Source organism: Klebsiella terrigena, from assembly GCF_012029655.1.
GTDB lineage: Bacteria > Pseudomonadota > Gammaproteobacteria > Enterobacterales > Enterobacteriaceae > Klebsiella > Klebsiella terrigena.
The window spans coordinates 2,698,555-2,721,195 of the sequence record NZ_CP050508.1; the positions used below are offsets into that span (position 1 = coordinate 2,698,555).

Annotated in this window: 24 protein-coding genes and 1 pseudogene; 15 read left to right on the forward strand and 10 right to left on the reverse strand. The window is 51.9% G+C overall.

The genetic code is table 11. The features are described from left to right. Positions 1-2 precede the first annotated feature (2 nt). Positions 3-542: a GNAT family N-acetyltransferase gene (locus HCK03_RS12665; RefSeq protein WP_167691669.1), complete on the reverse strand. Its 540-nt coding sequence runs from the start codon at positions 540-542 to the stop codon at positions 3-5. 535 nt (positions 543-1,077) lie between these two features. On the opposite strand from HCK03_RS12665, the gene HCK03_RS12670 reads away from it, so the two are divergent. The 4 genes from HCK03_RS12670 to HCK03_RS12685 all read left to right on the forward strand — a co-directional run bounded on the left by HCK03_RS12670 (position 1,078) and on the right by HCK03_RS12685 (position 2,951). Continuing rightward, positions 1,078-1,263 carry a con-10 family general stress protein gene (locus HCK03_RS12670; protein WP_167691670.1) on the forward strand — a complete coding sequence of 62 codons (186 nt, stop codon included), beginning with the start codon at positions 1,078-1,080 and terminating at the stop codon, positions 1,261-1,263. 89 nt (positions 1,264-1,352) lie between these two features. Further along, positions 1,353-1,853 (forward strand): YciE/YciF ferroxidase family protein, encoded by a 501-nt coding sequence (locus HCK03_RS12675; protein ID WP_115192620.1) that lies wholly within the window; start codon positions 1,353-1,355, stop codon positions 1,851-1,853. A 41-nt stretch (positions 1,854-1,894) separates the two neighbouring features. Beyond that, the gene (locus tag HCK03_RS12680) at positions 1,895-2,401 is read left to right on the forward strand and encodes a ferritin-like domain-containing protein (protein ID WP_167691671.1); all 507 of its coding nucleotides are present in this window, start codon (positions 1,895-1,897) and stop codon (positions 2,399-2,401) included. Positions 2,402-2,546: 145 nt separating this feature from the next. Then, positions 2,547-2,951 (forward strand): YdeI family stress tolerance OB fold protein, encoded by a 405-nt coding sequence (locus HCK03_RS12685; RefSeq protein ID WP_041145704.1) that lies wholly within the window; start codon positions 2,547-2,549, stop codon positions 2,949-2,951. Positions 2,952-3,101: 150 nt separating this feature from the next. On the opposite strand, the gene HCK03_RS12690 is transcribed toward HCK03_RS12685, so the two are convergent. Next, complete coding sequence (locus HCK03_RS12690; RefSeq protein ID WP_041145703.1) at positions 3,102-3,335, reverse strand: DUF6434 domain-containing protein; 234 nt, start codon at positions 3,333-3,335, stop codon at positions 3,102-3,104. Between the two features lie 264 nt (positions 3,336-3,599). Between HCK03_RS12690 and HCK03_RS12695 the strand changes: the two genes are divergently transcribed. Beyond that, on the forward strand, positions 3,600-4,148 hold the full coding sequence (locus HCK03_RS12695) for a GNAT family N-acetyltransferase (protein WP_148249986.1): 549 nt from the start codon (positions 3,600-3,602) through the stop codon (positions 4,146-4,148). 50 nt (positions 4,149-4,198) lie between these two features. On the opposite strand, the gene HCK03_RS12700 is transcribed toward HCK03_RS12695, so the two are convergent. Then, positions 4,199-4,414 (reverse strand): DUF6500 family protein, encoded by a 216-nt coding sequence (locus HCK03_RS12700; RefSeq protein ID WP_041145701.1) that lies wholly within the window; start codon positions 4,412-4,414, stop codon positions 4,199-4,201. 403 nt (positions 4,415-4,817) lie between these two features. Between HCK03_RS12700 and tcuC the strand changes: the two genes are divergently transcribed. Continuing rightward, positions 4,818-6,113, forward strand: coding sequence for an MFS transporter (gene tcuC, locus HCK03_RS12705; protein ID WP_167691672.1), 1,296 nt, complete (start codon positions 4,818-4,820; stop codon positions 6,111-6,113). Positions 6,114-6,127: 14 nt separating this feature from the next. Next, positions 6,128-6,934 (forward strand): substrate-binding domain-containing protein, encoded by an 807-nt coding sequence (locus HCK03_RS12710; RefSeq protein WP_115192628.1) that lies wholly within the window; start codon positions 6,128-6,130, stop codon positions 6,932-6,934. Here the strand turns inward: HCK03_RS12710 and HCK03_RS12715 are convergent. Continuing rightward, complete coding sequence (locus tag HCK03_RS12715; protein WP_167691673.1) at positions 6,909-7,808, reverse strand: L-proline-binding transcription factor PsrA; 900 nt, start codon at positions 7,806-7,808, stop codon at positions 6,909-6,911. The two genes, HCK03_RS12710 and HCK03_RS12715, sit on opposite strands and share 26 nt — an antisense overlap. A 244-nt stretch (positions 7,809-8,052) precedes the next feature. Between HCK03_RS12715 and HCK03_RS12720 the strand changes: the two genes are divergently transcribed. Together HCK03_RS12720 and HCK03_RS12725 are read left to right on the forward strand one after the other, a co-directional pair. Then, entirely contained in the window at positions 8,053-8,814 is a 762-nt protein-coding gene (locus HCK03_RS12720) for a DeoR/GlpR family DNA-binding transcription regulator (RefSeq protein ID WP_115192630.1), read from the forward strand. A gap of 14 nt (positions 8,815-8,828) precedes the next feature. Next, positions 8,829-10,220 (forward strand): M24 family metallopeptidase, encoded by a 1,392-nt coding sequence (locus HCK03_RS12725; protein ID WP_167691674.1) that lies wholly within the window; start codon positions 8,829-8,831, stop codon positions 10,218-10,220. A 271-nt stretch (positions 10,221-10,491) separates the two neighbouring features. Here HCK03_RS12725 and HCK03_RS12730 read toward each other — a convergent pair whose 3' ends face one another. Then, a complete protein-coding gene (locus tag HCK03_RS12730; protein WP_167691675.1) occupies positions 10,492-11,946 on the reverse strand; it encodes an MFS transporter in 1,455 nt (484 codons plus the stop codon). Positions 11,947-12,049: 103 nt separating this feature from the next. On the opposite strand from HCK03_RS12730, the gene HCK03_RS12735 reads away from it, so the two are divergent. Further along, positions 12,050-12,856, forward strand: a complete 807-nt coding sequence (locus tag HCK03_RS12735) for a helix-turn-helix transcriptional regulator (RefSeq protein WP_041145694.1) — start codon at positions 12,050-12,052, stop codon at positions 12,854-12,856. Positions 12,857-13,232: 376 nt separating this feature from the next. Here HCK03_RS12735 and HCK03_RS12745 read toward each other — a convergent pair whose 3' ends face one another. Then, complete coding sequence (locus HCK03_RS12745) at positions 13,233-13,928, reverse strand: B3/B4 domain-containing protein (protein ID WP_123552267.1); 696 nt, start codon at positions 13,926-13,928, stop codon at positions 13,233-13,235. A 43-nt stretch (positions 13,929-13,971) separates the two neighbouring features. Between HCK03_RS12745 and HCK03_RS12750 the strand changes: the two genes are divergently transcribed. Together HCK03_RS12750 and HCK03_RS12755 are read left to right on the forward strand one after the other, a co-directional pair. Then, a complete protein-coding gene (locus HCK03_RS12750; RefSeq protein ID WP_167691676.1) occupies positions 13,972-14,574 on the forward strand; it encodes a helix-turn-helix domain-containing protein in 603 nt (200 codons plus the stop codon). 76 nt (positions 14,575-14,650) lie between these two features. Next, entirely contained in the window at positions 14,651-15,112 is a 462-nt protein-coding gene (locus tag HCK03_RS12755; protein WP_115192635.1) for a GNAT family N-acetyltransferase, read from the forward strand. Between the two features lie 137 nt (positions 15,113-15,249). On the opposite strand, the gene HCK03_RS12760 is transcribed toward HCK03_RS12755, so the two are convergent. Continuing rightward, complete coding sequence (locus HCK03_RS12760) at positions 15,250-16,443, reverse strand: MFS transporter (RefSeq protein ID WP_167691677.1); 1,194 nt, start codon at positions 16,441-16,443, stop codon at positions 15,250-15,252. 169 nt (positions 16,444-16,612) lie between these two features. On the opposite strand from HCK03_RS12760, the gene HCK03_RS12765 reads away from it, so the two are divergent. Both HCK03_RS12765 and HCK03_RS12770 read left to right on the forward strand, forming a co-directional pair. Next, on the forward strand, positions 16,613-17,506 hold the full coding sequence (locus HCK03_RS12765; protein WP_167691678.1) for a LysR family transcriptional regulator: 894 nt from the start codon (positions 16,613-16,615) through the stop codon (positions 17,504-17,506). A 348-nt stretch (positions 17,507-17,854) separates the two neighbouring features. Continuing rightward, positions 17,855-18,442, forward strand: a complete 588-nt coding sequence (locus tag HCK03_RS12770) for a LysE family translocator (RefSeq protein ID WP_167691679.1) — start codon at positions 17,855-17,857, stop codon at positions 18,440-18,442. Between the two features lie 61 nt (positions 18,443-18,503). Here the strand turns inward: HCK03_RS12770 and HCK03_RS12775 are convergent, their stop codons facing one another. Beyond that, positions 18,504-19,397: a LysR family transcriptional regulator gene (locus tag HCK03_RS12775; RefSeq protein ID WP_167691680.1), complete on the reverse strand. Its 894-nt coding sequence runs from the start codon at positions 19,395-19,397 to the stop codon at positions 18,504-18,506. 131 nt (positions 19,398-19,528) lie between these two features. Continuing rightward, positions 19,529-19,684: pseudogene (locus tag HCK03_RS12780) on the reverse strand (diaminopimelate epimerase); the annotation flags it as partial. A gap of 301 nt (positions 19,685-19,985) precedes the next feature. Between HCK03_RS12780 and HCK03_RS12785 the strand changes: the two are divergent. Further along, a complete protein-coding gene (locus HCK03_RS12785; protein WP_123552271.1) occupies positions 19,986-21,680 on the forward strand; it encodes a thiamine pyrophosphate-binding protein in 1,695 nt (564 codons plus the stop codon). Here the strand turns inward: HCK03_RS12785 and HCK03_RS12790 are convergent. Beyond that, positions 21,677-22,597 carry a LysR family transcriptional regulator gene (locus HCK03_RS12790; protein WP_041145686.1) on the reverse strand — a complete coding sequence of 307 codons (921 nt, stop codon included), beginning with the start codon at positions 22,595-22,597 and terminating at the stop codon, positions 21,677-21,679. The genes HCK03_RS12785 and HCK03_RS12790 overlap by 4 nt on opposite strands. Between the last annotated feature and the right edge of the window lie 44 nt (positions 22,598-22,641).

The following is a 22,641-nucleotide window of genomic DNA, read 5'->3' on the forward strand; positions in this document are numbered from 1 at the left end:
AACTATTTATCGCGCCACTCTTTGGCGAGGACGGCAAACACCAGCGTATTTTCGTAGACCACGGCTTCATTGTCCGTGATAAAAGAGACGTGCTCCTTAAAACATCCTTCGAGGCGCATACCGAGGTGACGGCAAATATTTTGTGAAGGTTCATTATAATCAGCGACATAGGCATATATTCTTCGGGCGTTTTTATGATTAAACAGGTAGTCGAAAAACGCCTGTGCCGCTTCGCGGGCGAACCCCATACCTTCATATTTTTTATTCAGCAGCCAACCCACGCCGTATGTATCAGGGGCCGGTTCCCGGCTGTTATCCGCAAAAAGCTCGCCAATCAGCGCACCGGTTTCCTTCAGGCTGATGGCATAGTCGTGTTCCTCTTTTTGCCGGCGCGTAATTTCGCGAACTGCCTCCTCAAGGGAGTGAAGTTTTTGATCCATAAAACAGGCTACGCGCGGGTTTGACAAATATTCGAACATATCCTCGGCGTCATTATCCTGAAAAGATCGGATGATTAGCCGGGGAGATTCAGTATATTTCATGGGGTCATTCCGGTGTATAAGCGTTGATCGATTTTATCGCTAACGGCAGGGGATCGCCTATGAGATTGTGTATCGCGAGGCAATATTTTATGCGTGACGCAGGCCTTCGCGACGAACGCTGCACGGGCGTCGATTGAGATGGCGGGTATCGGTTATCGGGTATCGCTGAAGCGGGCGGCGGTCATACACACGGCAAAGCGTAGCGGGGAGGGCGGAATTTTTTTTGCGCTGGTTCTACGCGCAGGGTCTTTTTTCGTTATATTTACATTCCCGGCATTTCTTTACAAAGGGCAATCCTCAGCATAAATATTTTTGCGCCTGGCACTGGCCGTCTCGTTTATTTTATAGTCTTAATAGCTACTTGGCTTAAAAATATTTTTTCTGCCGCTGCGTTATTTTTCTTTAAATATTTTATTATGTCTGGTGTTAAATTATTAATAATTTGACTCTCGCGCTCAGTGTCCTAGCCTTAAATCTCGAAGGCGATGATTTGCAGGTCTGAATCATTATTAAGTAATCATCTGGAGATAAAATTATGACAGAGCACAGAGGCGGTTCAGGTAATTTTGCAGAAGATCGGGATAAAGCATCTGAAGCCGGTCGCAAAGGCGGCCAGCAAAGCGGGGGGAATTTTAAAAATGACCCAGAGCGTGCTTCCGAAGCCGGTAAGAAAGGCGGGCAAAATAGCCACGGCGGCGGCCGTAAATCTGACGGCAGCTAAGCCGTAAAGGACCCTATTGTACCGCGTTCAGAATATCAATAGTCCGTGCGGGTCAGCCGACCCGCATCGTTTATTTACAAGGTTACCCCATGAAAATTCAAAGCATTGAAGACGTATTTATTCATTTGTTATCGGATACCTACAGCGCCGAAAAACAATTAACTCGCGCGCTCGGTAAGCTGGCACGGGAAGCGAGCTGCGACGAGCTAAAAACCGCCTTCAGCCAGCACCTCGATGAAACCCACGGCCACGTCGAGCGCATTGATAAGCTGCTGGAAGAAAATAGTAATATCAAAGTTAAAAGGATTAAATGTATGGCGATGGAGGGGCTGATAGAAGAGGCCAAAGAGGTTATTGAGAGTACCGACAAAAATGAAGTGCGTGACGTCGCGCTGATCGCCGCGGCACAAAAAGTGGAGCATTATGAAATTGCTGCCTACGGCACGCTGTGTACGCTGGCAAAACAGCTGGGATATAACGCCGCCGGAAAATTGCTTGCCGCAACCCTGGAGGAGGAAAAAACGACCGATATGAAATTAACCGATCTGGCCCTTAGCCATATTAATCAGGATGCCCAGCAGGCCGTTTAATTTTATTCCAGCAATAACCCCTACAGCATTAAGAGGTTTTTATGACCGACGTTGAGAATTATCACGACTGGCTGCGGGATGCTCACGCTATGGAAAAACAGGCTGAGTCGATGCTTAAATCAATGGCGAAACGCGTCAATAATTATCCGGAATTAGGTACGCGTATTGAACAGCATCTTTATGAAACTCGCCAACAAATTACGCTGCTTGATGGGATTATTTCGCGTAATCAAATCTCCCGCTCGGTATTAAAGGATTCAATGAGCAAAATTGCGGCCTTAGGACAATCTATTGGCGGCATGTTTCCGGAAGACGAAATTGTTAAAGGCGTTATTAGTAGCTACGTTTTCGAGCAGTTCGAAATAGCCTGCTATACCTCTTTGATAACGGCAGCGGAAAAGGCCGATGATGCCCACTCTATTCCCGAGCTGCAGAGGATTCTTGCCGAGGAGCGAGGAATGGCGGATTGGCTGCTGCACCATATCCCTGATATTACAGAACAGTATATTCTGCGCTCGCAAACGCCCGGGGTTGACGCTAAGAGATAATCCTCGAAGGGGCTATTTCGTCGTCTCAGTATAATACGGCGGCTTTATCAGCCGCAGCCGGTGGGGAGAGTACCGCACGCGTATCGCAGTCTCCAGTCATCAGGGCGGTGGGCGAGCAGGCCATCATAAATTTATCGGGGGCGTGATGAAAATAATACCGATTTTAATTATCTCTTTATTAGCAACGCTGAACGCACATGCGGATGAGAAGGGCGGGTTTAACGGTAACGCGGCGCCGCCGCCGCCGCATAAGCTGGATGACGGGTATCGCGGCATGGAGGACGCCAGGATAATGACCGTGGAGCATGCGAAAACTATGCATGATGGCGCCACTATCTCGCTGCGCGGTAATCTTATCGAACGTCAGGGCGATGACCGCTATATTCTGCGGGATAAAACGGGAGAAATTACTGCGATAATTCCGGCCGCTGTTTTTACCGATCAAGAAGTGAAGCCTGACCATCTGGTTAGCATCAACGGTAGCCTGGATACCAAAATGACGCCGCCCGTCGTGCGGGTCGACAGGCTGCAAAAGCAGGCGCCAGAGTAAAGCCGGGTCGCGCGGGCTGATTTATTTGACGCGGCTCGCGTTCAGGCTTATCGCGATTTTCACCCATTCTGATTATCCCCCCGGGCCGCGGAGGAAAAGGTAAGCGCTATCGCTTGCGGCCGGACGCGGCGTCGGAGAGCCACAAATCTGTCAGCGGACGCGGGCACTCTCTTTCTGGCGTTGCTGCCTGCGCTTCCACTCATCGACAACGTCACCCAAACTTTTGGCGACATCGTTACGGATCCATGCCATGAATTCACGGTCAAACCGAAAGTCCTCCCCACACTCCTTGAGCATAAAGCGGCGGACGTTTTGCGTATTCTTATACTCTTTATCAACAACGGTCGTACGTGTGAGCAATGTGCTATGCCAGTCAATTTTCACCTTTCCCGCTCCCGTGGTCAGTCATCACTAAGACGCAGTGCTATAACTTAACCCAACGGGTAGCAATGTTGAAATATCCGCTTCCCGCGTAAAAACGGCCTCTGAGGAATATCTGACGCCGTCGGAATAAAAGTGCACGGTGAATGACGGGGGAGAGAGTCGGTTAAAAAGCAAAAAGAGAGCAAAAAGAGAGTGAAAATCTCTCAGTAACGGGCATGATGCTATTGATCGTTGAGCCTCTATTTAATCGTTTATGGATGACATATGAAAACGCCAATGCTGGAAACTTCACGTCTTTATCTTCCACCGCTTCAGGCCGAAGATGCCCTGCAGATTCAGCAAATATTTCCGCAATGGGAGATTGTTCGTTATCTTGCCGCCGGCTTTCCGTGGCCTTTTCCGCAGGACGGCGCCAGCCGTTATGTCAACCAGATTGCGCTGCCTGCCTCGGAGCGAGGAACGGCCTGGTACTGGACAATCAGGCGCAGGGAAGATCCGTCGGTGATGATTGGGCATATATGCCTCTCGGATGAGCAGGACAACAATCGCGGGTTCTGGCTGGTGCCTGAGTGGCGGCGCAAAGGCTATATGACCGAAGCCTGCCGTATCGTGACGGATTTCTGGTTTAACTCTCTAAACCGGGAAGTCCTGCGAGCGCCGAAGGCCAGCGGAAATGACGCCTCCAAAAAAATATCGCTGAATGACGGAATGCGCCTGATTCAAACCGGTAAGAAACAGTATATAGAGGGAGAGCTGGACTCCGAATTATGGGAAATAACCAGAGAAGAATGGAACCGTCAGAGCCGAGGCTGACCGGCCTCAGCCGTGAGCTAATACACGTGCGCAGCAGGCCGGTCTGTTCATCACATATCTAAAACGAGGGCTTTTATCTTTTCTGCCTTTTCAAAATGATCCAGCTTCATCTCCATGATCCACCAGTGCGCAACCTCCATCAGCAGCTCAGGGTCATCATTTTTATTGGCAAAAAAGGCATAGAATGAAAGCCCCACGTTACTGCCCTTAGCCACGATTTTTGCATCACAGGTGGTGATGATTTTTTCCTTCATTGCTGCCCGCACGTGCTCTCCTGTTTATTCGCAAGATCTCAGACTGTTTCAAATAATATTCGCGGCCGCGACCGGCGATGCAGGTCATGCAGAAGCAGGGGAAATGCTTTTCTCCTGCGCGCCCTGAGAGGACCCAAACGCGCCTTGCTGCGTCAAATTCCGCTATTTTATGCGCTTACACCTTACATGAACCCGGTCACAAAAAATGCATAAAGTTTTTAGCCTGCAGGGAGCACGGCGCTACAGGTTAATTTTGTTAATGGCCCGTTACAGCTTGTCGTAACTAAATGTTAAACCTGATTCATGCGACAAACGCATCAGTCCATGAGTTTATTGCGCTTATTTACTTTATTTTACTGAGCCAGTCTGCTGCAACAGGCGCGGTGAAAGCGTCAATAACAAACTGGAGATTAAGATGCATTCCTCTCACGCAAGCATGACGGCCTGGGGCAGAGCCAGCGCGATATTGCGCGTAACCTCTGGCAATTTTCTGGAGCAATTTGATTTTTTCCTGTTCGGATTTTATGCCACCTACATCGCGCATACCTTCTTTCCTGCCAGCAGCGAATTTGCCTCGCTGATGATGACTTTCGCGGTCTTTGGCGCGGGCTTTTTGATGCGTCCTGTCGGCGCCATCGTACTGGGCGCCTATATTGATAAAGTTGGCCGACGTAAAGGGCTGATCGTGACGCTGTCCATCATGGCCGCGGGCACCTTCCTGATTGTCCTCATCCCCTCCTATCAAACGACTGGACTCTGGGCGCCGCTGCTGGTGCTGGCGGGTCGTTTATTACAGGGTTTTTCAGCGGGCGCAGAGCTGGGCGGCGTGTCGGTTTATCTGGCTGAAATAGCCACCCCTGGGCGCAAAGGCTTCTTCACCAGCTGGCAATCCGGCAGCCAGCAGGTGGCCATTATGGTGGCAGCAGCCATGGGCTTTGCGCTTAATGCCGTCATGGAAGAAAGCGCCATACGTGAATGGGGATGGCGTTTGCCTTTCCTGTTCGGCTGCCTGATTGTGCCTTTCATCTTTTTCCTGCGCCGCAGGCTGGAAGAGACCGAGGAGTTCACCAGCCGCCGTCACCATCTGGCAATGCGCGAGGTGTTTAAAACCCTGTTGGCTAACTGGCAGGTGGTTATCGCCGGCATGCTGATGGTTGCCATGACCACCACCGCATTCTATTTGATTACCGTATATGCGCCGACCTTCGGTAAGAAGGTACTGATGCTCAGCGCTTCTGACAGCCTGCTGGTGACGTTGCTGGTTGCGATTTCTAACTTCCTGTGGCTGCCGGTAGGCGGCGCGCTGTCCGACCGTTTTGGCCGCAAGCCGGTCCTGATTAGCATGGCCTTGCTGGCCCTGGTCTCCACGTATCCTGCGCTTAGCCTGCTGGCGAATGCCCCCAGCTTTTCCATGATGCTGGCGGTGCTGCTGTGGCTCTCCTTCCTCTACGGCCTTTACAATGGCGCGATGATCCCGGCGTTGACCGAGATTATGCCTGTGGAGGTGCGGGTTGCCGGTTTCTCGCTGGCTTACAGCCTGGCAACCGCTGTTTTTGGCGGATTTACGCCGGTTATTTCTACCGCGTTGATTGAGTTCACCGGCGATAAGGCCTCTCCCGGCTATTGGATGAGCTTTGCGGCCGTATGCGCCTTGCTGGCGACGCTTTATCTCTATCGCCGCAGCGCGCTATCGCTGCAAGCAGCAGGTTAACCAGAGGGCAGATAATGAAAAAAATGAATCCTTTACTCCCTGTCGCGCTGGTGCTTGCTGTTGTCAGCCCCCAGGTGCTGGCAAAAGACGTCACCGTCATGATCTCAGGCGGCTTCAAAGCCGCGCTGGAGAAACTGGCCCCACAATTTGAAGCAGCCAGCGGCGATAGCATCATTTTGGTGTCCGGCCCCTCAATGGGTAAAACACCTCAGGCCATTCCCGCGCGGCTGGCGCGCGGCGAACGCGCCGATGTGGTGATCATGGTGGGCGAGGCGCTGGAAAATCTGCAAAAAGAGAACTGGCTACAGCGTGGTTCGCGCGTGGAGCTCGCCGACTCGTCGATTGGCATGGTGGTCAAGCAAGGCGCTCCTCAACCCAGGTTTAAAACGACGGCGGAGCTGCGCGATACGCTCCTGCATGCTAAATCCATTGCGTATTCTGATAGCGCCAGCGGCCGCTATGTCAGCAGCCAGCTTTTCAAAAAACTGGGTATCGAAGAGCAGGTAAAAGAGAAGGCGCACATGATTGAGCGCATTCCTGTGGCATCCGAGGTGGCAAAAGGAACCTATACGCTCGGGTTCCAGCAGGTCAGTGAGCTGCTTCCCGTCCCGGGCGTGACCTTTATTGGCGAGCTGCCGGAAAACCTGCAGTACATTACGCGCTTTGCCGGCGCGGTAACCGCCAATGCCGATCATCGCCGGGAGGGTAAAGCGCTGCTGGATTTCCTCTCTTCCGCCGAGGCGCAAAGCGTCATTCGAACCACCGGTATGAGAAGCGTGAAGGCAGAGCAACCGCTTAAACCGCGCGATAGAGTTCAGTAAGCAGTTTTTCCAGCTCGGCGGCGACGTAGGACTGCATGCGTCCGCGGCGCCTGATCAGTCCCACCGTGCGCATCACCTGCGGCTCCGTCAGCGGCAGGTGGGTAAGCACCGAATGCGCTATCGTCGGCAACGACATCGCGGGAACGGCGGCAATGCCGATTCCCGCTTCAACCATACCCAGCATGGTCGTCACGTGGCGGGTTTCACAAATGCTGGGACGCTGTGGAATGATGTGTTCCAGCATCTTGTCGAGCAGATTGCGGTTGCCGGAAGTCTTATCGAGCCCGACATAATCCTGCTGATAAAACTCGTGCCAGGTCAGGCTTTTTTTACCGGCGAGAGGGTGGTCTCGTCGGCAGGCGGCCACGTAGGGGTCCCTCACCAGCGGTAAAAATTCGATATTGGGCTGCATGCTCATCTCAAAAGAGATGCCGAAGTCGGCCTGGCCGCTGGCAACCGCTTCAATGACGTTTCCTGCGCTGCTATCGATAAGCTTGACGCGTACCCGTGGATAGCGGGTCTGGAAGCGGCGAATAATGTCAGGCATGAAATAGTAGGCCGCCGAGGGCACCGTAGCGACGGTGACCAGCCCCACGCGGTCCTGGCTGACCTTGTCGATATCCGCTAATACCAGCTCAACGTTTGCCAGCAGCTGATCCGAACGCTCGGCAAAGGTTTGCCCATAAAGCGTCAGGGTGACGCGGCGGGTCGTTCTGTCGAATAATTTAATGCCCAGCGCGGATTCCAGCTTCTCTATTCTGCGGCTCAATGCCGATTGTGACAGGCAGATGGACTCCGCGGCACGCCGAAAGTTACCGTATTCAACCAGCGTCCGGAAGGCGTAAAGATCGTTGAGATCGAAATTAACGGGCATAGCGGCGGACAATCCTTTTAGAGACGATAAAAGCTTAAGGGAAAGATGATAGTCACATATTGGATAACGGCAACATAATACCCGCGCCGGCTGTCGCTACGGCGCGTAGCATCAGGTCATGACTGGGGGGAATCGCGACTTTTTGCATCACAAAGCATTGTTTTGCATTTTGTGATGCTGTTTTGATATAGACATTGCAAAGTAATGCATTTCGTGCCAGGCTGTTTGCATCGAGGAGTTCACTATGTTCATTGAAGATCGTTTAAACAGAATTAAAAAAATCATTCAGGAGAACAAAAGTGTCTCGATAGAAACACTTGTCTCGCGAATGGGGGTGTCTAAAGACACCATCAGGCGTGACCTGATTAGGCTCGAACAGGACAATGTCATCAAGCGGACTCATGGCGGGGCGGTGATCAACAGCCGTGATGCCCTGATTTTTGATTACAGCCAGCGCTCGGGAACCCTTAACCCGGTTAAAGAACAGATTGCTAAAAAAGCAGCTGAGTTAATCCAGGATAACGCCAGCGTCATTTTTGATGCGTCGACCACGGTCGAAGCCGTTATCCCTAAACTTGCTGATAAGCACATACTGGCAATAACTAACTCTTTAACCAATGCCAACCGGCTGGCTAAAAATGCAACAGCCGATGTGAAGATTTTGCCAGGGAAACTGCACAAAGAGCAGCTCTTTTTGTTCGGCAGTGAAACCATTCAGAAATTAGCTGAATATCACGTTGACTATGTTTTGCTGGGAATTTTCGCCATTTCTGACAAAGGCGTTTTCATTCATACCGAAGAAGAAGGCCTGGTGAAAAGGCAGATGGTCATGCAGGGAACTCGGGTCATCGCCCTGGCAGATAACAGCAAAATTAATACCACAGGCTTTTTCAAGGTGTGTGACCTGTCTCTGATCGATTGTCTTATTACGGATATACGTCCTGATGACAGTTTTATTCAGGCGTTGCAGGAAAGCGACGTCGAACTGATTCTGACCGCTACTTGATTGCGAGGTAAATTATGTACTCTAAAGATATCCAGCTGCAAACTGTCGAACCCCCGCGCAAATTCACCGATGTCTCCCCTGTATTTTTAAGCGATGCAACTGTGCTCGAACGAAAAAATAAAGTACTGGCGAGAATGAATGAGGAGGGTTTCGATGCGCTCGTTATCTATGCGGATAAAGAGCACGGGGGTAACTTTGAGTACCTGACCGGGTTTGTTCCTCGGTTTGAGGAAGGCCTGCTGATCCTCGACAAATCAGGTAGCGCAACGGTTATTCTGGGAAATGAGAACCTGAAAATGGCAAACTATTGCCGTATCCCGGTTACCCTGAAGCATTGCCCGTATTTCTCTCTGCCTAACCAGCCAATGGATAACGAAAAGTCGCTTGAAGCGCTGTTCATTGAGTCGGGCTTGCACACCCGCTCTAAAGTTGGCCTGGTCGGCTGGAAAATGTTCACCTCTACCCTGGCCGATAATAAAGCCTATTTCGACCTGCCTTATTTTATCGTTGAGGCTGTTAAAAACAGCATCGCTCCAAACGTGGTCCTCGAAAATGCCGCCCATCTGTTTATTCGCGGTGATAAAGGCGCCCGAAGCACAAATAATGAAAACGAAATTGCCCACTATGAGTACGGCGCAAATCTGGCTTCCAACTCTATTCTGGATGCCATGAACGCGGTAGCACCGGGTATTCGTGAAACCGAACTCGGTGCGCTGCTGGCCGCAGAAGGGCAGTATCAAACCGTTGTGACAATTGCAGCAGCCGGTCAACGTTTTGAAAAAGCGAACTTCTACCCGACATATAAAAAAGTGGAACGCGGCAATCCTCTTTCACTGACCACCGGCTTTAAGGGCGGGCTATCCAGCCGCACCGGCTTCGTGATAGCAGACGAGAGCGAGCTCCCTGAAAATCAGAAAGATTATCTGGATCGGGTGGCAAAACCGTATTTTGCGGCAGTCGTCAGCTGGCTGGAAAACATCAAAACAGGGATGCCTGGCGGCGAATTGTACGATCTGGTTGAGTCAGTTCTGCCGAAAGCACAATACGGCTGGCACCTCAATCCGGGCCACCTCAGCGCGGATGAGGAGTGGATGTCCTCTCCCGTCTACCGTCATTCAGAGGAAACGCTGAAGAGTGGGATGATTATGCAGATCGATATTATTCCCTCTGTAGCGGGCTATACCGGAGTCAGCGCAGAAGAGAGCGTCGCGTTAGCCGATGCCGCGCTGCAGAAAAAAATCCAGGCGTCTTATCCTGAACTGTGGGCACGTATCTCCGCTCGCCGCGAGTACATCCGTAATGTGCTTCATATTAATATTGCGGATGAGGTGATCCCGCTGGCGAATACGGTGGCGTATCTGCGGCCGTTCTTGCTGGCGAAAGATAAGGCTTTTGCCGTTCAGTAACCTCTCCCCCCCAAACAGGGAGGCGTGTTTTTGTGACGGAAGTCATATAATAACGCCCGGTTATTGTGATGTTGTTTGCATTAAATGGATTTTGCACTATTGAATCAGCCCGCTATATCTCTGCGGGTTTTTTTTCGTCCAGCGAGCCTCGAACAATCGTCAGGCTGACGGCTGCTTTGGGCAGCTACCGCGCATATTGTTGAGCGCTGGCAAAGGTTTTCAACATCGCTACCCGCGCTCTTCATTATTTAAAACGCATGACCGAAGAATATTAACGGGGCGTCCGCTGCGTTTTTGACAGCCTCAGCAGCAACAGCCATATCAGCACGGCTGCGCCAAGGTTGTAGAGCATGCCAGCCACAAAGGCAGAGGCATAGAGCCCGGCGTCGGGCGCTGCGTGCGTCCCTGAAAGTGCCGCCTTAAACAGAATGCCGACGACGGCAACACCCAGCGCTGCACCAACCTGCTGGACGGTTGAGACAATGCCGGATGCCATACCTGACGTTGATTCATCCACGAAACCCAGCACCAGGTTTAGCAATGGCGTCATGATTAACCCCTGACCGGCACCGACCATGATGAGCGCTGGGATCAAACGGATGGGTTCCAGTTCAGCGCCCGCCATCTTAACCTCTGCAATGAACACGGCGATGAAGACGGCATAAATCAGCGCACTGACCACAAGGGCAGAGGTTCCCCACCTGGCCACCAGTTTCGGCGCGGCAAGCGATGCCAGCACAAACCCTGCGCTACAGGGGGCAAAAATAGCTCCCGCCAGGAACGGATTCAGACCGAGGCCGGTTTGCATCAGCAAGGCAAAACAGAGAAAAAATGAGCTGGATGTTGAGTAGACCAGCAGCACCAGCAGCGCCCCTGACGCGAAGCGAGGCTGGGCCATCAGGCGCATATCGACCAGCGGCCAAAGACCCGCGATCCGGCGACTTTCCTGCTGCCGGTAAAAAAGACCGAGCAGGGCAAGCGCCACCAGCGGTGAGCAAAGACTCCACAGAGGCCAGCCCTGTTCGGGGCCTTCTATCAACGGAATCAACAGCAGCGCAAGTCCCATACTGACCAGCGCCATTCCCGCCCAGTCCAGTCGGGGCCGGTGCGGGGCGCAGGACTCTGGGATCCATCGCGCCGTAATAATGGCGAGCACTCCCACCGGCACGTTGATAAGGAAAATGCTACGCCAGCCAAGGCCGAAAAGGTCCGCATGAACCATCCATCCGCCGAGAACTTGCCCGGCAATGGCGGCCAGCCCCAGGATCATCCCCAGCAGGCCAAAGGCTTTGCGCCTGTCGTTGTCATCAAAATTAACGCGGATGGATGCATAGACCTGAGGGAACAACAGTGCGGCTGCCAGTCCCTGCAAAACCCGGGCGCAGATAAGATAACCCGGGCTGGCTGCCAGCCCACAAAACGCCGAAGCGAGCGTAAAGCCGGCCATACCGATGATGAACATTCGACGGCGGCCAAACCGGTCCCCCAGACGCCCGCCGGTAATTAATAAAACGCCAAAGGCGAGCTCGTAACCTGCGACAATAAAACCAATCTGCGCAAAACTTGCGCCCAGCCCGCTCTGAATAGTGGGGATGGCAATATTTACCACAAACAGATCAAAAATGGTGACGAAACCCGCCAGCAGCAAGACTGACAGCCCGGCCCAGGGCGGCGTTCTACTGGCGATGCGTTGAGGAGAGTGCGTTAAACAAAGGTTTGAATTCATATTGCATATCCATGTTTAGAAGAATATGCGACGATTCTCTCTTTATCATTAAACCATTACAATTTAACACATTATGCTATTACTAAAAGCAACGAGATAACCCATGCGCACACTGAATCGAACACGCCCCGACCTGGCGGCTTTCCTTAAGGCGCATCGGGAACGCCTGTCGCCTGCCGAGGTAGGGCTCCCCAGCGGGAACCGTCGCCGGACGCCGGGGCTTCGACGGGAAGAGGTCGCTGCACTCGCCGGCGTGGGCTTAACCTGGTACACGTGGCTGGAGCAGGGGCGCGATATTGGGGTGTCGGCCATCTTTCTGGATAATTTGTCCAGAGTGCTGAAACTTGATGCGGCTGAACGTCGCCACCTGTTTATGCTCGCTCATGAGCGACCTCCCGCTGAACCAGGAAAAACCTGGTGCGTGCTTCCGTCACTCGTGCGCCGCCTGATGCACGACCTGCCGCATCCTGCTTTCGTGCTTAACCTGCGCTGGGACGTGCTGGGTTTTAATGCCCCTGCGGATGCGCTTTTCCGTTTCGGCAACCACCCAGTGGAGCGGCGCAATCTGCTCTGGATGCTGTTTACCGACGCGGCACTTCGCCAACGGATGGTGGACTGGGATGAACAGGCTCCGCTGATGCTGTCGAGCTTTCGCCGCGATTTCACCCGTGCCAGCCAGAGTAAAGACATTACCGGGCTAGTGGATGAGCTGGAACAGGTTTCGCCTGAATTCAACATCTGGTGGCGACAACAGCAGGTTCATGCGCAATGCAGCGGCGTTAGCCATTTGCGGGTAGACGGTAAATCGATAGCGTATGAATTTACCTCGTTGACCGTTGATGAAGACCGACACCTGAGGTTGGTCGTCTATGCGCAACAGCAGAAAGAACCAGGGTTAAATGAAAAATAAAAGGGGAGGGCTAAGCGAATAAGTTCTCATCGATTGAGGGCTGTCTGATGAGGCGGATTTTATTTTCCCTGGCGGTGAGCATGTTAAAACCCGTGAGTGCATTCGGACGGTTATGCCGTGAAGAATGGCCTTTTGATTACTACCAGACCACGATCCCGGCATGCTGTTTTGCCAGAGTAGCTGTGCGCACGCGCTGATCCCGGGTCAGACAGGTGTAGCTTCCGGTTGCCCCCGGGATGCCCATAGAATCAACCCGCGCTTCAGTAAGGGGGGAAAGAATATGGCTACAGCCCTTTTCAGCCACGCCGCCGGTGGTGACTGGGGTTCATGGAAACGCGGGCAGGCCGGTAAACATAAGCGTTGCTCCTCAATGATTTTACTGATGTTGTTCTTCGATGAGAGCAACTTCAAACCACAGACCGGGCATCATTTTTTCAAGGCCGTCGGTCAGCATCTTCCCGGCTTCGTGGAGCGTCTCCAGCGGCATCTGCGGCAGACTCTCCAGAATGAACCACATTTGCTGAGCTTCCACGCCTAAACGGGTTCTGATCCCCTGTCGCCAGTTCCAGCGACGGCAGGTCACGCCGATATCATCACACCAGATAACCTCGCCTTGTGAAGGATATTCAACGGCGGTCTCACCCTCTTTGACGGTATCAAAAGGCTCTGTTCCTTTTGCCACCGCCAGACGCGGCGACCCCTGATAGGCCGAGATATTCTCTCCACCAACCGGAACGGCGTAGCGGAGACTAACGGCATTATAAAGATCAACAATGGGATCGAGCGCTGGCATCGTTCCGTCACGCAATACGCGCTTACGTAACGCATCAGCTGAGCAAGGGGTGCGTTTAGGTTTTGCGCCAAACTTTGGAAAAACGTCGGCCCATGCGGCGAGATGAGATTCCGCCCATTCAGGCTCACCGGCCAGAACTGCTTCACATGCTTCCCGCAGCGCCGTTTCTCCAATATCGGGGTTAAGCACTGGCGCAGCTTTTACGGAGATACTGAGTGCGCGAAAACCTGGAGCAATACGATAAATTTCAGGGGCAATTGACGGAGATACTGTTAGCACGTGATAATCCTGTAATGACCAATTTATCCCATGATAATGACCAATGACCAAAAAAGTCAATATAATGACCGATGCGAACTCTATCGTCAGCACCGTGAATGAAGCCGTATCTCAGCGGATTAAGCTGTATCGTAAGCAAAAGAAAATATCCCTCGATGAACTCTCCCGTCGGGCGGGCGTCAGCAAGGGAGCGCTGGTTGAGATTGAGGGATGCCGTGCGAATCCCAGCATTGCCCTGTTATGCCGCCTGGCTGCCGCGATGGGCGTTTCGGTGGCTGATTTTGTGGATGTCAGCGCCAAACCGACCGTGCATCTCATTGCTGAAGATGAAATCCCAGAACTATGGGAAGGGGAAAAAGGCGGGAGAGCAAGGTTGCTCGCAGGGTCGGGTGGCCCTGATATGACCGAGCTCTGGATGTGGGAAATGCAGCCGGGGGAAAAGTTTGCTTCCCCCGGTCACCCTGAAGGGACGCTTGAACTGTTTTATGTTCAGACGGGCACGCTCACTCTGGGCGTACAGGACCATCTGTATCTGGTGAAGACGGGGTGTTCGGCAACGGCCAGAACGGACCTTCCTCATTTCTATGAAAACCAGGGGGAAAGCCCACTGGTTTTCATCATGACGGTACATGAAAAAGCATCCTGAGTGTGGCCCAATATAGAAACCAGCCCTCACCAGTATGACTTGCCTCATCACAAGTAAGTACAGAAGGATACGTTCAGTGGATAATCAGCATCTGAGTTTTACCAAAGACCAATTTACTGTCACAACCGATCCTGCTTTTTTCCAGCTGGAAGCCATTCACGATTACCTCTCGCAATCGTCCTGGGCGCCCGGCATTGATGCTGAAACGGTCAGGATATCCGTCCAGAACAGCCTTTGTTTTGCGCTTCTGGATGGCACAAGACAAATCGGCTTCGCCCGTCTGGTCACAGACTATGCCACTTTTGGTTATTTGTGCGACGTCTACGTGCTGAACGATTATCAGAAGAGTGGCCTTGGTCGTTGGCTGATTGAATGCTGCCAAGCCCATCCGTTGATGTCACACCTGCGACGGATAATGCTGGTCACCGACAGCGCCCCCTGGCTATACCAGAAACTGGGGTATCTCCCGTTGAACCGACAAGATTTTGTCTGGCAGATCAATCGACCAGACATTTATCGTCAACCCGGAAAAAAATAAAACGGCCCGGCCGCACTCATTATCCGCATTTGGCACACAGCGGACCTCCTGTGGCAAATATAACGCCTGCCAGGAGGCCCCTTTATCTTTTTATTTGTCGATTATGCCCTTCTAAAAAAGGGGGCGCCGCTTGAGCATTACCTCAGCCTTGCCGGGCTTTTCAGCATCCAAATCAGTGCCATACTGCAGACCATGACGGCCGCTGCCAGTAACGCCATTGTCTGAAGGCCAACTCTCGTCGACACCAGGCCTCCGACAAGCGCGCCCGTACCGATTGCGGCATTGAAAATAGCGACGTAGACGGCTGATGCGGGCTGCGCCGTATTTCCCGCGCTACGTAGCAACCAGGTTTGTAAGCCAACAAATACGATGGCTATTCCTGCTCCCCAGATTGCAAGCAGCGTACCGGTGAACCCGATCGGAAGCGATGATCCGCTCTTCATGCCCAGCATACCCAGCGCGCCTGCGCTTAGCAGCAGTGAGGTCATAATCAGGATCTTGATATGTCGATCGATAAGTTTGCCGGCAATGAGATTCCCCAGTAGTCCGGCGAGTCCTGAAATAAGCAGCAGAACTGAAATGGTTGCCGTCGGTATCCCGTGGGTCTGAGTCAGCAAGGGCTCAAGATATGTGAAGGCGGCAAAGTGGGCGGAAATAATGCAGGCGGTGGCGCCGAAGAGTGAAAGCAGCAGTGGATTTTTAAATATCCCGACGTAAGTCCTCAGCCTCAGCGGCTGCGGTGACGCCAGCGCGGGAAGCGTCCAGAGTAACGCCACGGCGGTAGCCAATGAGAGCAGGGCTATCGCGGTAAATGCCAGCCGCCATCCGGCCATGTTGGCAATAAAACTCGATAGCGGAACACCCAGTACGCTGGCCGCTGAAACGCCGGAAAAAATGACTGAAGTGGCCAGCCCCAGCCTATCGGCCGGAACCAGCTGTATGGCCACGGTGCCAATTAATGCCCAGAAAGCGCCGTGTGCGACTGCTCCTGTCATCCGTGCCGTCATAAACGTCGGCATGGTGTGTGACTGCGTCGCCGCCAGGCAGGAGAGCGCCAGAATCAGCATTAGCGCAATCAGCAGCGCCTTGCGTGAAAACCGGGGAGGGATCGCACCGGCCAGCAAAGCGGCAAGCGCGGCCACCCAGCCGTAGGCGGTAACGGCAAGGCCCGCTCCCGCTTCCGTCTGCTGTAAATCTTTCGCCAGCGCGCTGAGCATGCCAACGGGCGCCAGTTCGCTGGTCACAATCGTAAATGCGCTGATCCCAAGTGCGGTTACCGCCAGCCATGCGCGCGTGGGCACCGGGTTTACCTGTAAAACGCTGTCGTTCATTTAATGTATATCCCTGGAAAAATTGGAGAAAAGAATTGGTTTAGCCGATGCGATCGGATTTCTGCGTCGTTCCTCGTTGCCATCTCGTGGCGTGGCGTGCAGTATCATCCTGAGATAAGTGATAAAACAGCCCTGAAAACGGAGAGCCGTTTTCCATAAACGGAAAAAGATGAAAGCAGATTTTAACTGGGACGATACGCGTGTTTTTCTGGCTGTCGCCCGCGCGGGTACGCTAAGCGGCGCGGCAGAAAGCATGGATATGGGCATTGCCACCCTCTCAAGAAGGCTGGACCGGCTTGAGAAGTCGCTGGCTGTCCCTCTTTTCAGTCGACATCAGAGCGGCTACCGGTTAACGGATGATGGCGAGGCTCTGCTGGAACACGCCGAGGCGCTTGAGTATGCAGGACTGGCATTTGGCGAGATGGCGAGGCAGCAGGGGCACGTTGCCGGCCATGTCCGGCTGGCTACGTCGGATAATCTGGCCGCGCATTTTATATTGCCTTCATTCAACGCGTTGATGGAAAAGCATCCCGACCTGCGGGTGGAAGTGCTCAGCGGCGTGCAATCCGTCAATCTGCATCGACGGGACGCCGACTTAGCAATCAGGATGGTCAAGCCCGATAGCGGAAATCTGACGCTGAAGCGTCTCGGGAGCGTGGGATTTGGCTTATACGGCGCAGCCGGCTATCTAAAAACGTGCGCTGAAGGGCCCGCTGACTCGGCGCTCAGTCACGCGCAGTATATCGGGTGGCCGGAATCTCATCAGCATCTGCCCGCTGCACGCTGGGTGACGCGGACGCTTCGCGGCAGGCCGTGCCGGATGGAAGCAAACACGCTGGTGGCACAGCTGGCGGCTGTGTCAGCCGGCATAGGCCTTGGCGTGTTGCCGCACTTTATGGCGAAGAAAAACGGCCTGCAGTGCGTGAATGCGCAGATCGGCGTCGATCAAACCCTATGGCTGGTGATGCATTCCGACTTAGCCAACTCGCGGCGAGTGAGAGTGGTCGCCGATCATTTAATTGCCCTGTTTGATGAAATAAAAGATCGGCTGACGCTGCCATAACCCTGAACCCAGCGCCCGGAAGCGTCAGGAGCTAACGAGCAGTCTGCCATGAGGCGGGCAGGGGGAGGAGGCGGAAGGCCGGCTATCCGCGTTATGCCGTATTCATCGCATGATAGTTGAAGCGTCATTGTTGCAGACTGAACCTACGAAACGCGCAAATAATAATGAGTTAATTAAGTTTCTGGATGATTTATTGAAACGATTATGTGAAAAAATCAAATACAGCTTTACAGAAAACCCGCTTAATCTGGCCATCTTTTTTCTATAGTCTACGGGGTAACAGGAATGCCGTCGGGCAATAAAAAACAGCTGTATTAGATTATGCATCTATAAGAATGCGGAGAGAAAATGATCTTAATTTTTGCAATGTTTATGTTCTCCCTTACCATGTCAATTTCGCCTGGCCCAGTCAATATGGTCATTATATCATCAGGGGCGAGTCATGGATTTAGAAAAACGCTCCCATTTGTCTCTGGTGCGACAATAGGATTTACTCTATTACTTATATTCGTCGGTTTTGGCTTCTATGCGATCATTGAGAAGTATCCACTCTTCTTCAAATACCTCAACGTTGCCGGTTCGGCGTTTATAATATACCTGGGTTATAAGATAGCGTCATCCCGACCTGAGTTATCATTAACAAAAGCAGAGACCCCTGGTTTCGTACAAGGTCTTTTACTTCAATGGCTCAACCCCAAAGCCTGGATCGCCTGCGCATCCGGGGTGGTATTGTTTTCTGAACCCTCAAACAATACTCCGCTGACGGTCTTCATCATTATTTATTTCCTGGTGTGTTATTTCTCATTGGCTGCGTGGGCCGTTCTTGGGAATAAAGTTTCGATATTACTTAACAGCACCCAGCGCATCCGTACTTTTAATTTCTTGATGGGCGGATTGCTGATTGTTACTGCCAGCTACATGCTCTTTTCCCAATGAACGGCGATGTTAACGACTGGTTGTATTTGATTTCCAGGAATTAATGTATTTTTCAAATTAATCATAATTTATGCGATTCAAAAGAGTGGTAAATTTTATTGATTAATGTGTAGGCGATACTGCTGGTCGATATATTGGAAGGCCAAATTGCATAAACTTTTAGTGGCTCTAATGACCAGTCGGGGAGAACCTCCTGCATTTCTTCGCGCGTAATATCCTCCTGGCTGAGATAGCAAGGGGGAGCCGCTAGCCCAACCTGTTGTTTTGCAAGAGTGTAGGCAGCTTCGACATTATCAACGTAAACCGTTGGCGTGTACTTGATTAAAGCTACCTCTCCATTTTTGTGCCTGAACTCTCGATTGTCCTGTCGCATACTCAGGCCAATCCAGGGCATTTTTTCTAAGTCATCAGGATGGTTGACAGGTGGGTAATTGCTTAGGAATTTCTTTGACGCAACAACGCGGCGAGGCAATACAAAAAGATGCCGCGCTTTGAGTGAGCTGTCCGGCAGTTCGCCAATTCGAAATGCAACATCAATACTATCGGCAATGATATCTTTACGCGTGTCGCTATAAGAAATATTCAGGCAAACGTCCGGGTACTCCTTTATGAAATCTGCAAGATGGCGAGTGAATTCACTATTTATAAACACTGCAGGGAGAGAAATATGCAGCTTATTGGTTGTTGAAATAGAACGCTGCTTAAACTCGATAAATCCCTTTTCATAGAGTTCTAACATAGAGTTTGCGGTCTCGAGCAAACTTGCGCCATCGTGAGTCAGGGATAGTTTTCGGGTATTCCTGTATAGCAAAGCACTTCCCAGATTTCGCTCAAGCTTAGATAGATGTGTGCTTGCCGTCGCGGTAGTAAGCCCTAAAGCTTCTGCACCACCTGAAATTGATCCAGCCTCTACAATTTTTGCAAAAACAATCAGGTAACGGATGTCATCAATCATTTATATTCCTGTGTTCACTAAGTAATTTAAAGTCTGAGGATCGGCGGAAATGATTCAAGGATCTTACTCGCGATCCTTGAATCTTCAATGGATAACTCAACGCCTCGAGCAAATTAACCAAGGCGGGCAACGCCACCGTCGATCAGCAGACCGTCAGAGCCTACGCCATTGTGGCGGTGGCACAGGAGACGAATTTGCTCGTTGCTCAGTTGTTCAGCAACGGAACGATGGCATACCAGGGAATCATGACCTGGCCCGTGATATTTATGAAGGAGTAAAGCTGTCATGGAGTCAGTTAGTCCAGAGCCGCTGATTCTATTGCGTATTACAATACATTCACTGGCTGGATGGATAAAGCAACACGTTGCTCACTGCAATGTCCGTTTCTGGCACTGTGCTGACGGGGCGTGGAGCCAGCTCTTCGGCGCAGAACACTTTACATTTCCCAACGGAAAGCGGACTACCTCCATACCTAAAAAGGTATGACTGAGCATCATTATAGTATTGGAAAGAATGTCATACCTGTTATTAAGATTGAATCACCCGCCAGACAGGGCGAACTAATACGCAGATACAGGTGATCATTCTATGAGTAACGCAATAACTAAAGTCCAGAACGCCAATGCACGCCGTGGCGGTGATGTATTGTTAGAGGTTCTGGAAAGTGAAGGGGTGGAATATGTGTTTGGTAATCCAGGTACAACCGAACTGCCCTTCATGGATGCGCTGTTAAGAAAACCGTCAATTCAGTACGTGTTAGCTCTGCAGGAAGCGAGTGCAGTAGCCATGGCGGACGGTTATGCACAGGCAGCAAAAAAAACAGGATTTCTGAATCTGCATACCGCCGGTGGTTTAGGCCACGGCATGGGAAACCTGTTGAATGCAAAATGTTCACAGACACCACTCGTGGTGACAGCGGGGCAGCAGGATTTACGCCACACGACAACCGATCCATTATTGTTGGGTGATCTGGTCGGTATGGGCAAAACGTTCGCTAAATGGTCACAGGAGGTTACCCACGTTGACCAGCTACCGGTATTAGTTCGCCGGGCTTTCCACGATTCTGACGCTGCACCGAAAGGCTCCGTTTTCCTGTCGCTTCCGATGGATGTGATGGAGGCGATGAGTTCTATCGGGATCGGGGCGCCTTCCACTATTGACCGCAATGCAGTCGCGGGTTCGTTACCTTTGCTGGCAAGTAAGCTGGCGGCATTTACTCCGGGTAAGGTCGCACTGATTGCCGGTGACGAAATTTACCAAAGTGAAGCGGCCAGCGAGGTTGTTGCTCTTGCTGAGATGCTTGCCGCTGACGTGTACGGTTCAACATGGCCAAACCGGATCCCCTACCCAACAGCACACCCCCTCTGGCGGGGCAACCTGTCCACTAAAGCGACGGAAATTAACAGAGCATTAAGCCAGTACGATGCTATTTTTGCACTTGGCGGTAAGTCGCTTATCACCATTCTTTATACAGAAGGTCAGGCGGTACCGGACCAGTGTAAAGTGTTCCAGTTATCAGCCGATGCGGGCGACCTGGGACGCACCTACAGTAGTGAACTCTCAGTGGTTGGCGATATTAAATCATCGTTAATGGTGCTACTGCCCGAACTGGAAAAAGCCACGGCAAACCATCGCGGTGATTATCAACGTCGTTTTGAAAGCGCGGTTCATGAGTTTGAATTGATTAAAGAAAGTCTGCTGGGGGAGGTTAAGGAACAACAATCTGCTACGGTAATTACGCCACTCGTGGCTGCGTTTGAGGCAGCAAGGGCGATCGGACCAGATGTGGCAATTGTTGACGAGGCGATTGCAACCAGCGGCTCGCTTCGCAAATCACTCAACAGTCGCCGCGCGGATCAATATGCCTTTTTACGTGGCGGTGGTCTGGGGTGGGGGATGCCAGCAGCTGTGGGCTATTCTCTCGGTTTGGGAAAAGCGCCTGTGGTGTGCTTTGTGGGAGACGGCGCTGCGATGTACTCCCCCCAGGCTCTCTGGACGGCCGCACATGAAAAACTGCCGGTGACCTTTATTGTAATGAATAACACGGAATATAACGTATTGAAAAACTTCATGCGTTCACAGGCAGATTATACTTCGGCGCAAACAGAACGCTTTATCGCAATGGATTTGGTTAATCCGGCAGTTGATTATCAGGCACTGGGTGCATCGATGGGGCTGGAAACCAGAAAAGTTCTCCGTGCCGGGGATATCGCCCCGGCAGTTGAGGCCGCACTGGCGAGTGGCAAACCTAACGTGATCGAAATCATCATCAGTAAAAGTTAATTGGTAATCCGTCCGGCCTGTGCTGCATCCAGTTTATCCCTGATACTGCGGCACAGGTTCACAAAACCCGGTAAAGCCGGGTTTTTGTTCTTTGTCGACCACATCAGCATATTCTCCACCATATTCGGATTTTCCAGCCTCCGGTAAACCACACCACGCAATTGGGCATTCTCCATACTTGCGGGAATAAGCGCCACACCAACGCCATGGGCCACAAAATTCATCACAGACTGCTGCACGGAGGCTTCCAGCCCTATTTGCGGGCTAAATCCGGCCTTGAGGCACTGATGAAGGATGGAATCATAGAGCATCGGTGCGCTCTGGCGCGGAACAGTGATGAATGGGTCATCACAGAGTGATTCAAGCCTGAAATGCTCGCTTTGAACCTGGGGGTGATTGGCAGGAAGCGCGGCGATTAGCGGCTCACGCAAGAGCACCAGTGAATGAATCCCCGGAGTGGCCGTCTCGGAGAAGCTGATTGCCGCGTCTAATCGACCATCCTGTAATGCGGCATTTAAATCAGAGGGGACCATCTCCTGAAAATGCAATTCCACATCAGAATAGGTATCCCGGTGCTGCATGGCAACATGAGGCACAACGCTATAGCTGGCATACATTGTTGCACCTAAATTCAGAACACCTTTCTGCCCTGATTCTACTGCCCGTACGTTATTACAGGCCTGCTCAAGCATTACCAGCACCGCGCGGCAGTCCACCAAAAATTGCTCTCCGGCAAGGGTTAAACTGACACCTTTAGCGGCCCGCTTAAATAGCTTTGCACCGAGGATGGTTTCCAGCTGGGCTATTTGCCGGCTTAAGGGAGGCTGCGAAATATTGAGTTTACTGGCGGCTTTGCCGATGTTTCCGGTTTCAGCAACAGTGCAGAAGTTAATCAACTGATTAAGGGTCGGTTTCATGAGCATTCCTGAAGCAGGTTCATACCTTCTATGGTATCACTTGT

Bases quoted from the DNA above. Each gene is read 5' to 3' on its own strand.
- HCK03_RS12665 (WP_167691669.1), bottom strand. From the start codon at position 542: ATGAAATATACTGAATCTCCCCGGCTAATCATCCGATCTTTTCAGGAT.
- HCK03_RS12670 (WP_167691670.1), top strand. From the start codon at position 1,078: ATGACAGAGCACAGAGGCGGTTCAGGTAATTTTGCAGAAGATCGGGAT.
- HCK03_RS12675 (WP_115192620.1), top strand. From the start codon at position 1,353: ATGAAAATTCAAAGCATTGAAGACGTATTTATTCATTTGTTATCGGAT.
- HCK03_RS12680 (WP_167691671.1), top strand. From the start codon at position 1,895: ATGACCGACGTTGAGAATTATCACGACTGGCTGCGGGATGCTCACGCT.
- HCK03_RS12685 (WP_041145704.1), top strand. From the start codon at position 2,547: ATGAAAATAATACCGATTTTAATTATCTCTTTATTAGCAACGCTGAAC.
- HCK03_RS12695 (WP_148249986.1), top strand. From the start codon at position 3,600: ATGAAAACGCCAATGCTGGAAACTTCACGTCTTTATCTTCCACCGCTT.
- tcuC (WP_167691672.1), top strand. From the start codon at position 4,818: ATGCATTCCTCTCACGCAAGCATGACGGCCTGGGGCAGAGCCAGCGCG.
- HCK03_RS12710 (WP_115192628.1), top strand. From the start codon at position 6,128: ATGAAAAAAATGAATCCTTTACTCCCTGTCGCGCTGGTGCTTGCTGTT.
- HCK03_RS12715 (WP_167691673.1), bottom strand. From the start codon at position 7,808: ATGCCCGTTAATTTCGATCTCAACGATCTTTACGCCTTCCGGACGCTG.
- HCK03_RS12720 (WP_115192630.1), top strand. From the start codon at position 8,053: ATGTTCATTGAAGATCGTTTAAACAGAATTAAAAAAATCATTCAGGAG.
- HCK03_RS12725 (WP_167691674.1), top strand. From the start codon at position 8,829: ATGTACTCTAAAGATATCCAGCTGCAAACTGTCGAACCCCCGCGCAAA.
- HCK03_RS12730 (WP_167691675.1), bottom strand. From the start codon at position 11,946: ATGAATTCAAACCTTTGTTTAACGCACTCTCCTCAACGCATCGCCAGT.
- HCK03_RS12735 (WP_041145694.1), top strand. From the start codon at position 12,050: ATGCGCACACTGAATCGAACACGCCCCGACCTGGCGGCTTTCCTTAAG.
- HCK03_RS12750 (WP_167691676.1), top strand. From the start codon at position 13,972: ATGACCAAAAAAGTCAATATAATGACCGATGCGAACTCTATCGTCAGC.
- HCK03_RS12760 (WP_167691677.1), bottom strand. From the start codon at position 16,443: ATGAACGACAGCGTTTTACAGGTAAACCCGGTGCCCACGCGCGCATGG.
- HCK03_RS12765 (WP_167691678.1), top strand. From the start codon at position 16,613: ATGAAAGCAGATTTTAACTGGGACGATACGCGTGTTTTTCTGGCTGTC.
- HCK03_RS12770 (WP_167691679.1), top strand. From the start codon at position 17,855: ATGATCTTAATTTTTGCAATGTTTATGTTCTCCCTTACCATGTCAATT.
- HCK03_RS12775 (WP_167691680.1), bottom strand. From the start codon at position 19,397: ATGATTGATGACATCCGTTACCTGATTGTTTTTGCAAAAATTGTAGAG.
- HCK03_RS12785 (WP_123552271.1), top strand. From the start codon at position 19,986: ATGAGTAACGCAATAACTAAAGTCCAGAACGCCAATGCACGCCGTGGC.
- HCK03_RS12790 (WP_041145686.1), bottom strand. From the start codon at position 22,597: ATGAAACCGACCCTTAATCAGTTGATTAACTTCTGCACTGTTGCTGAA.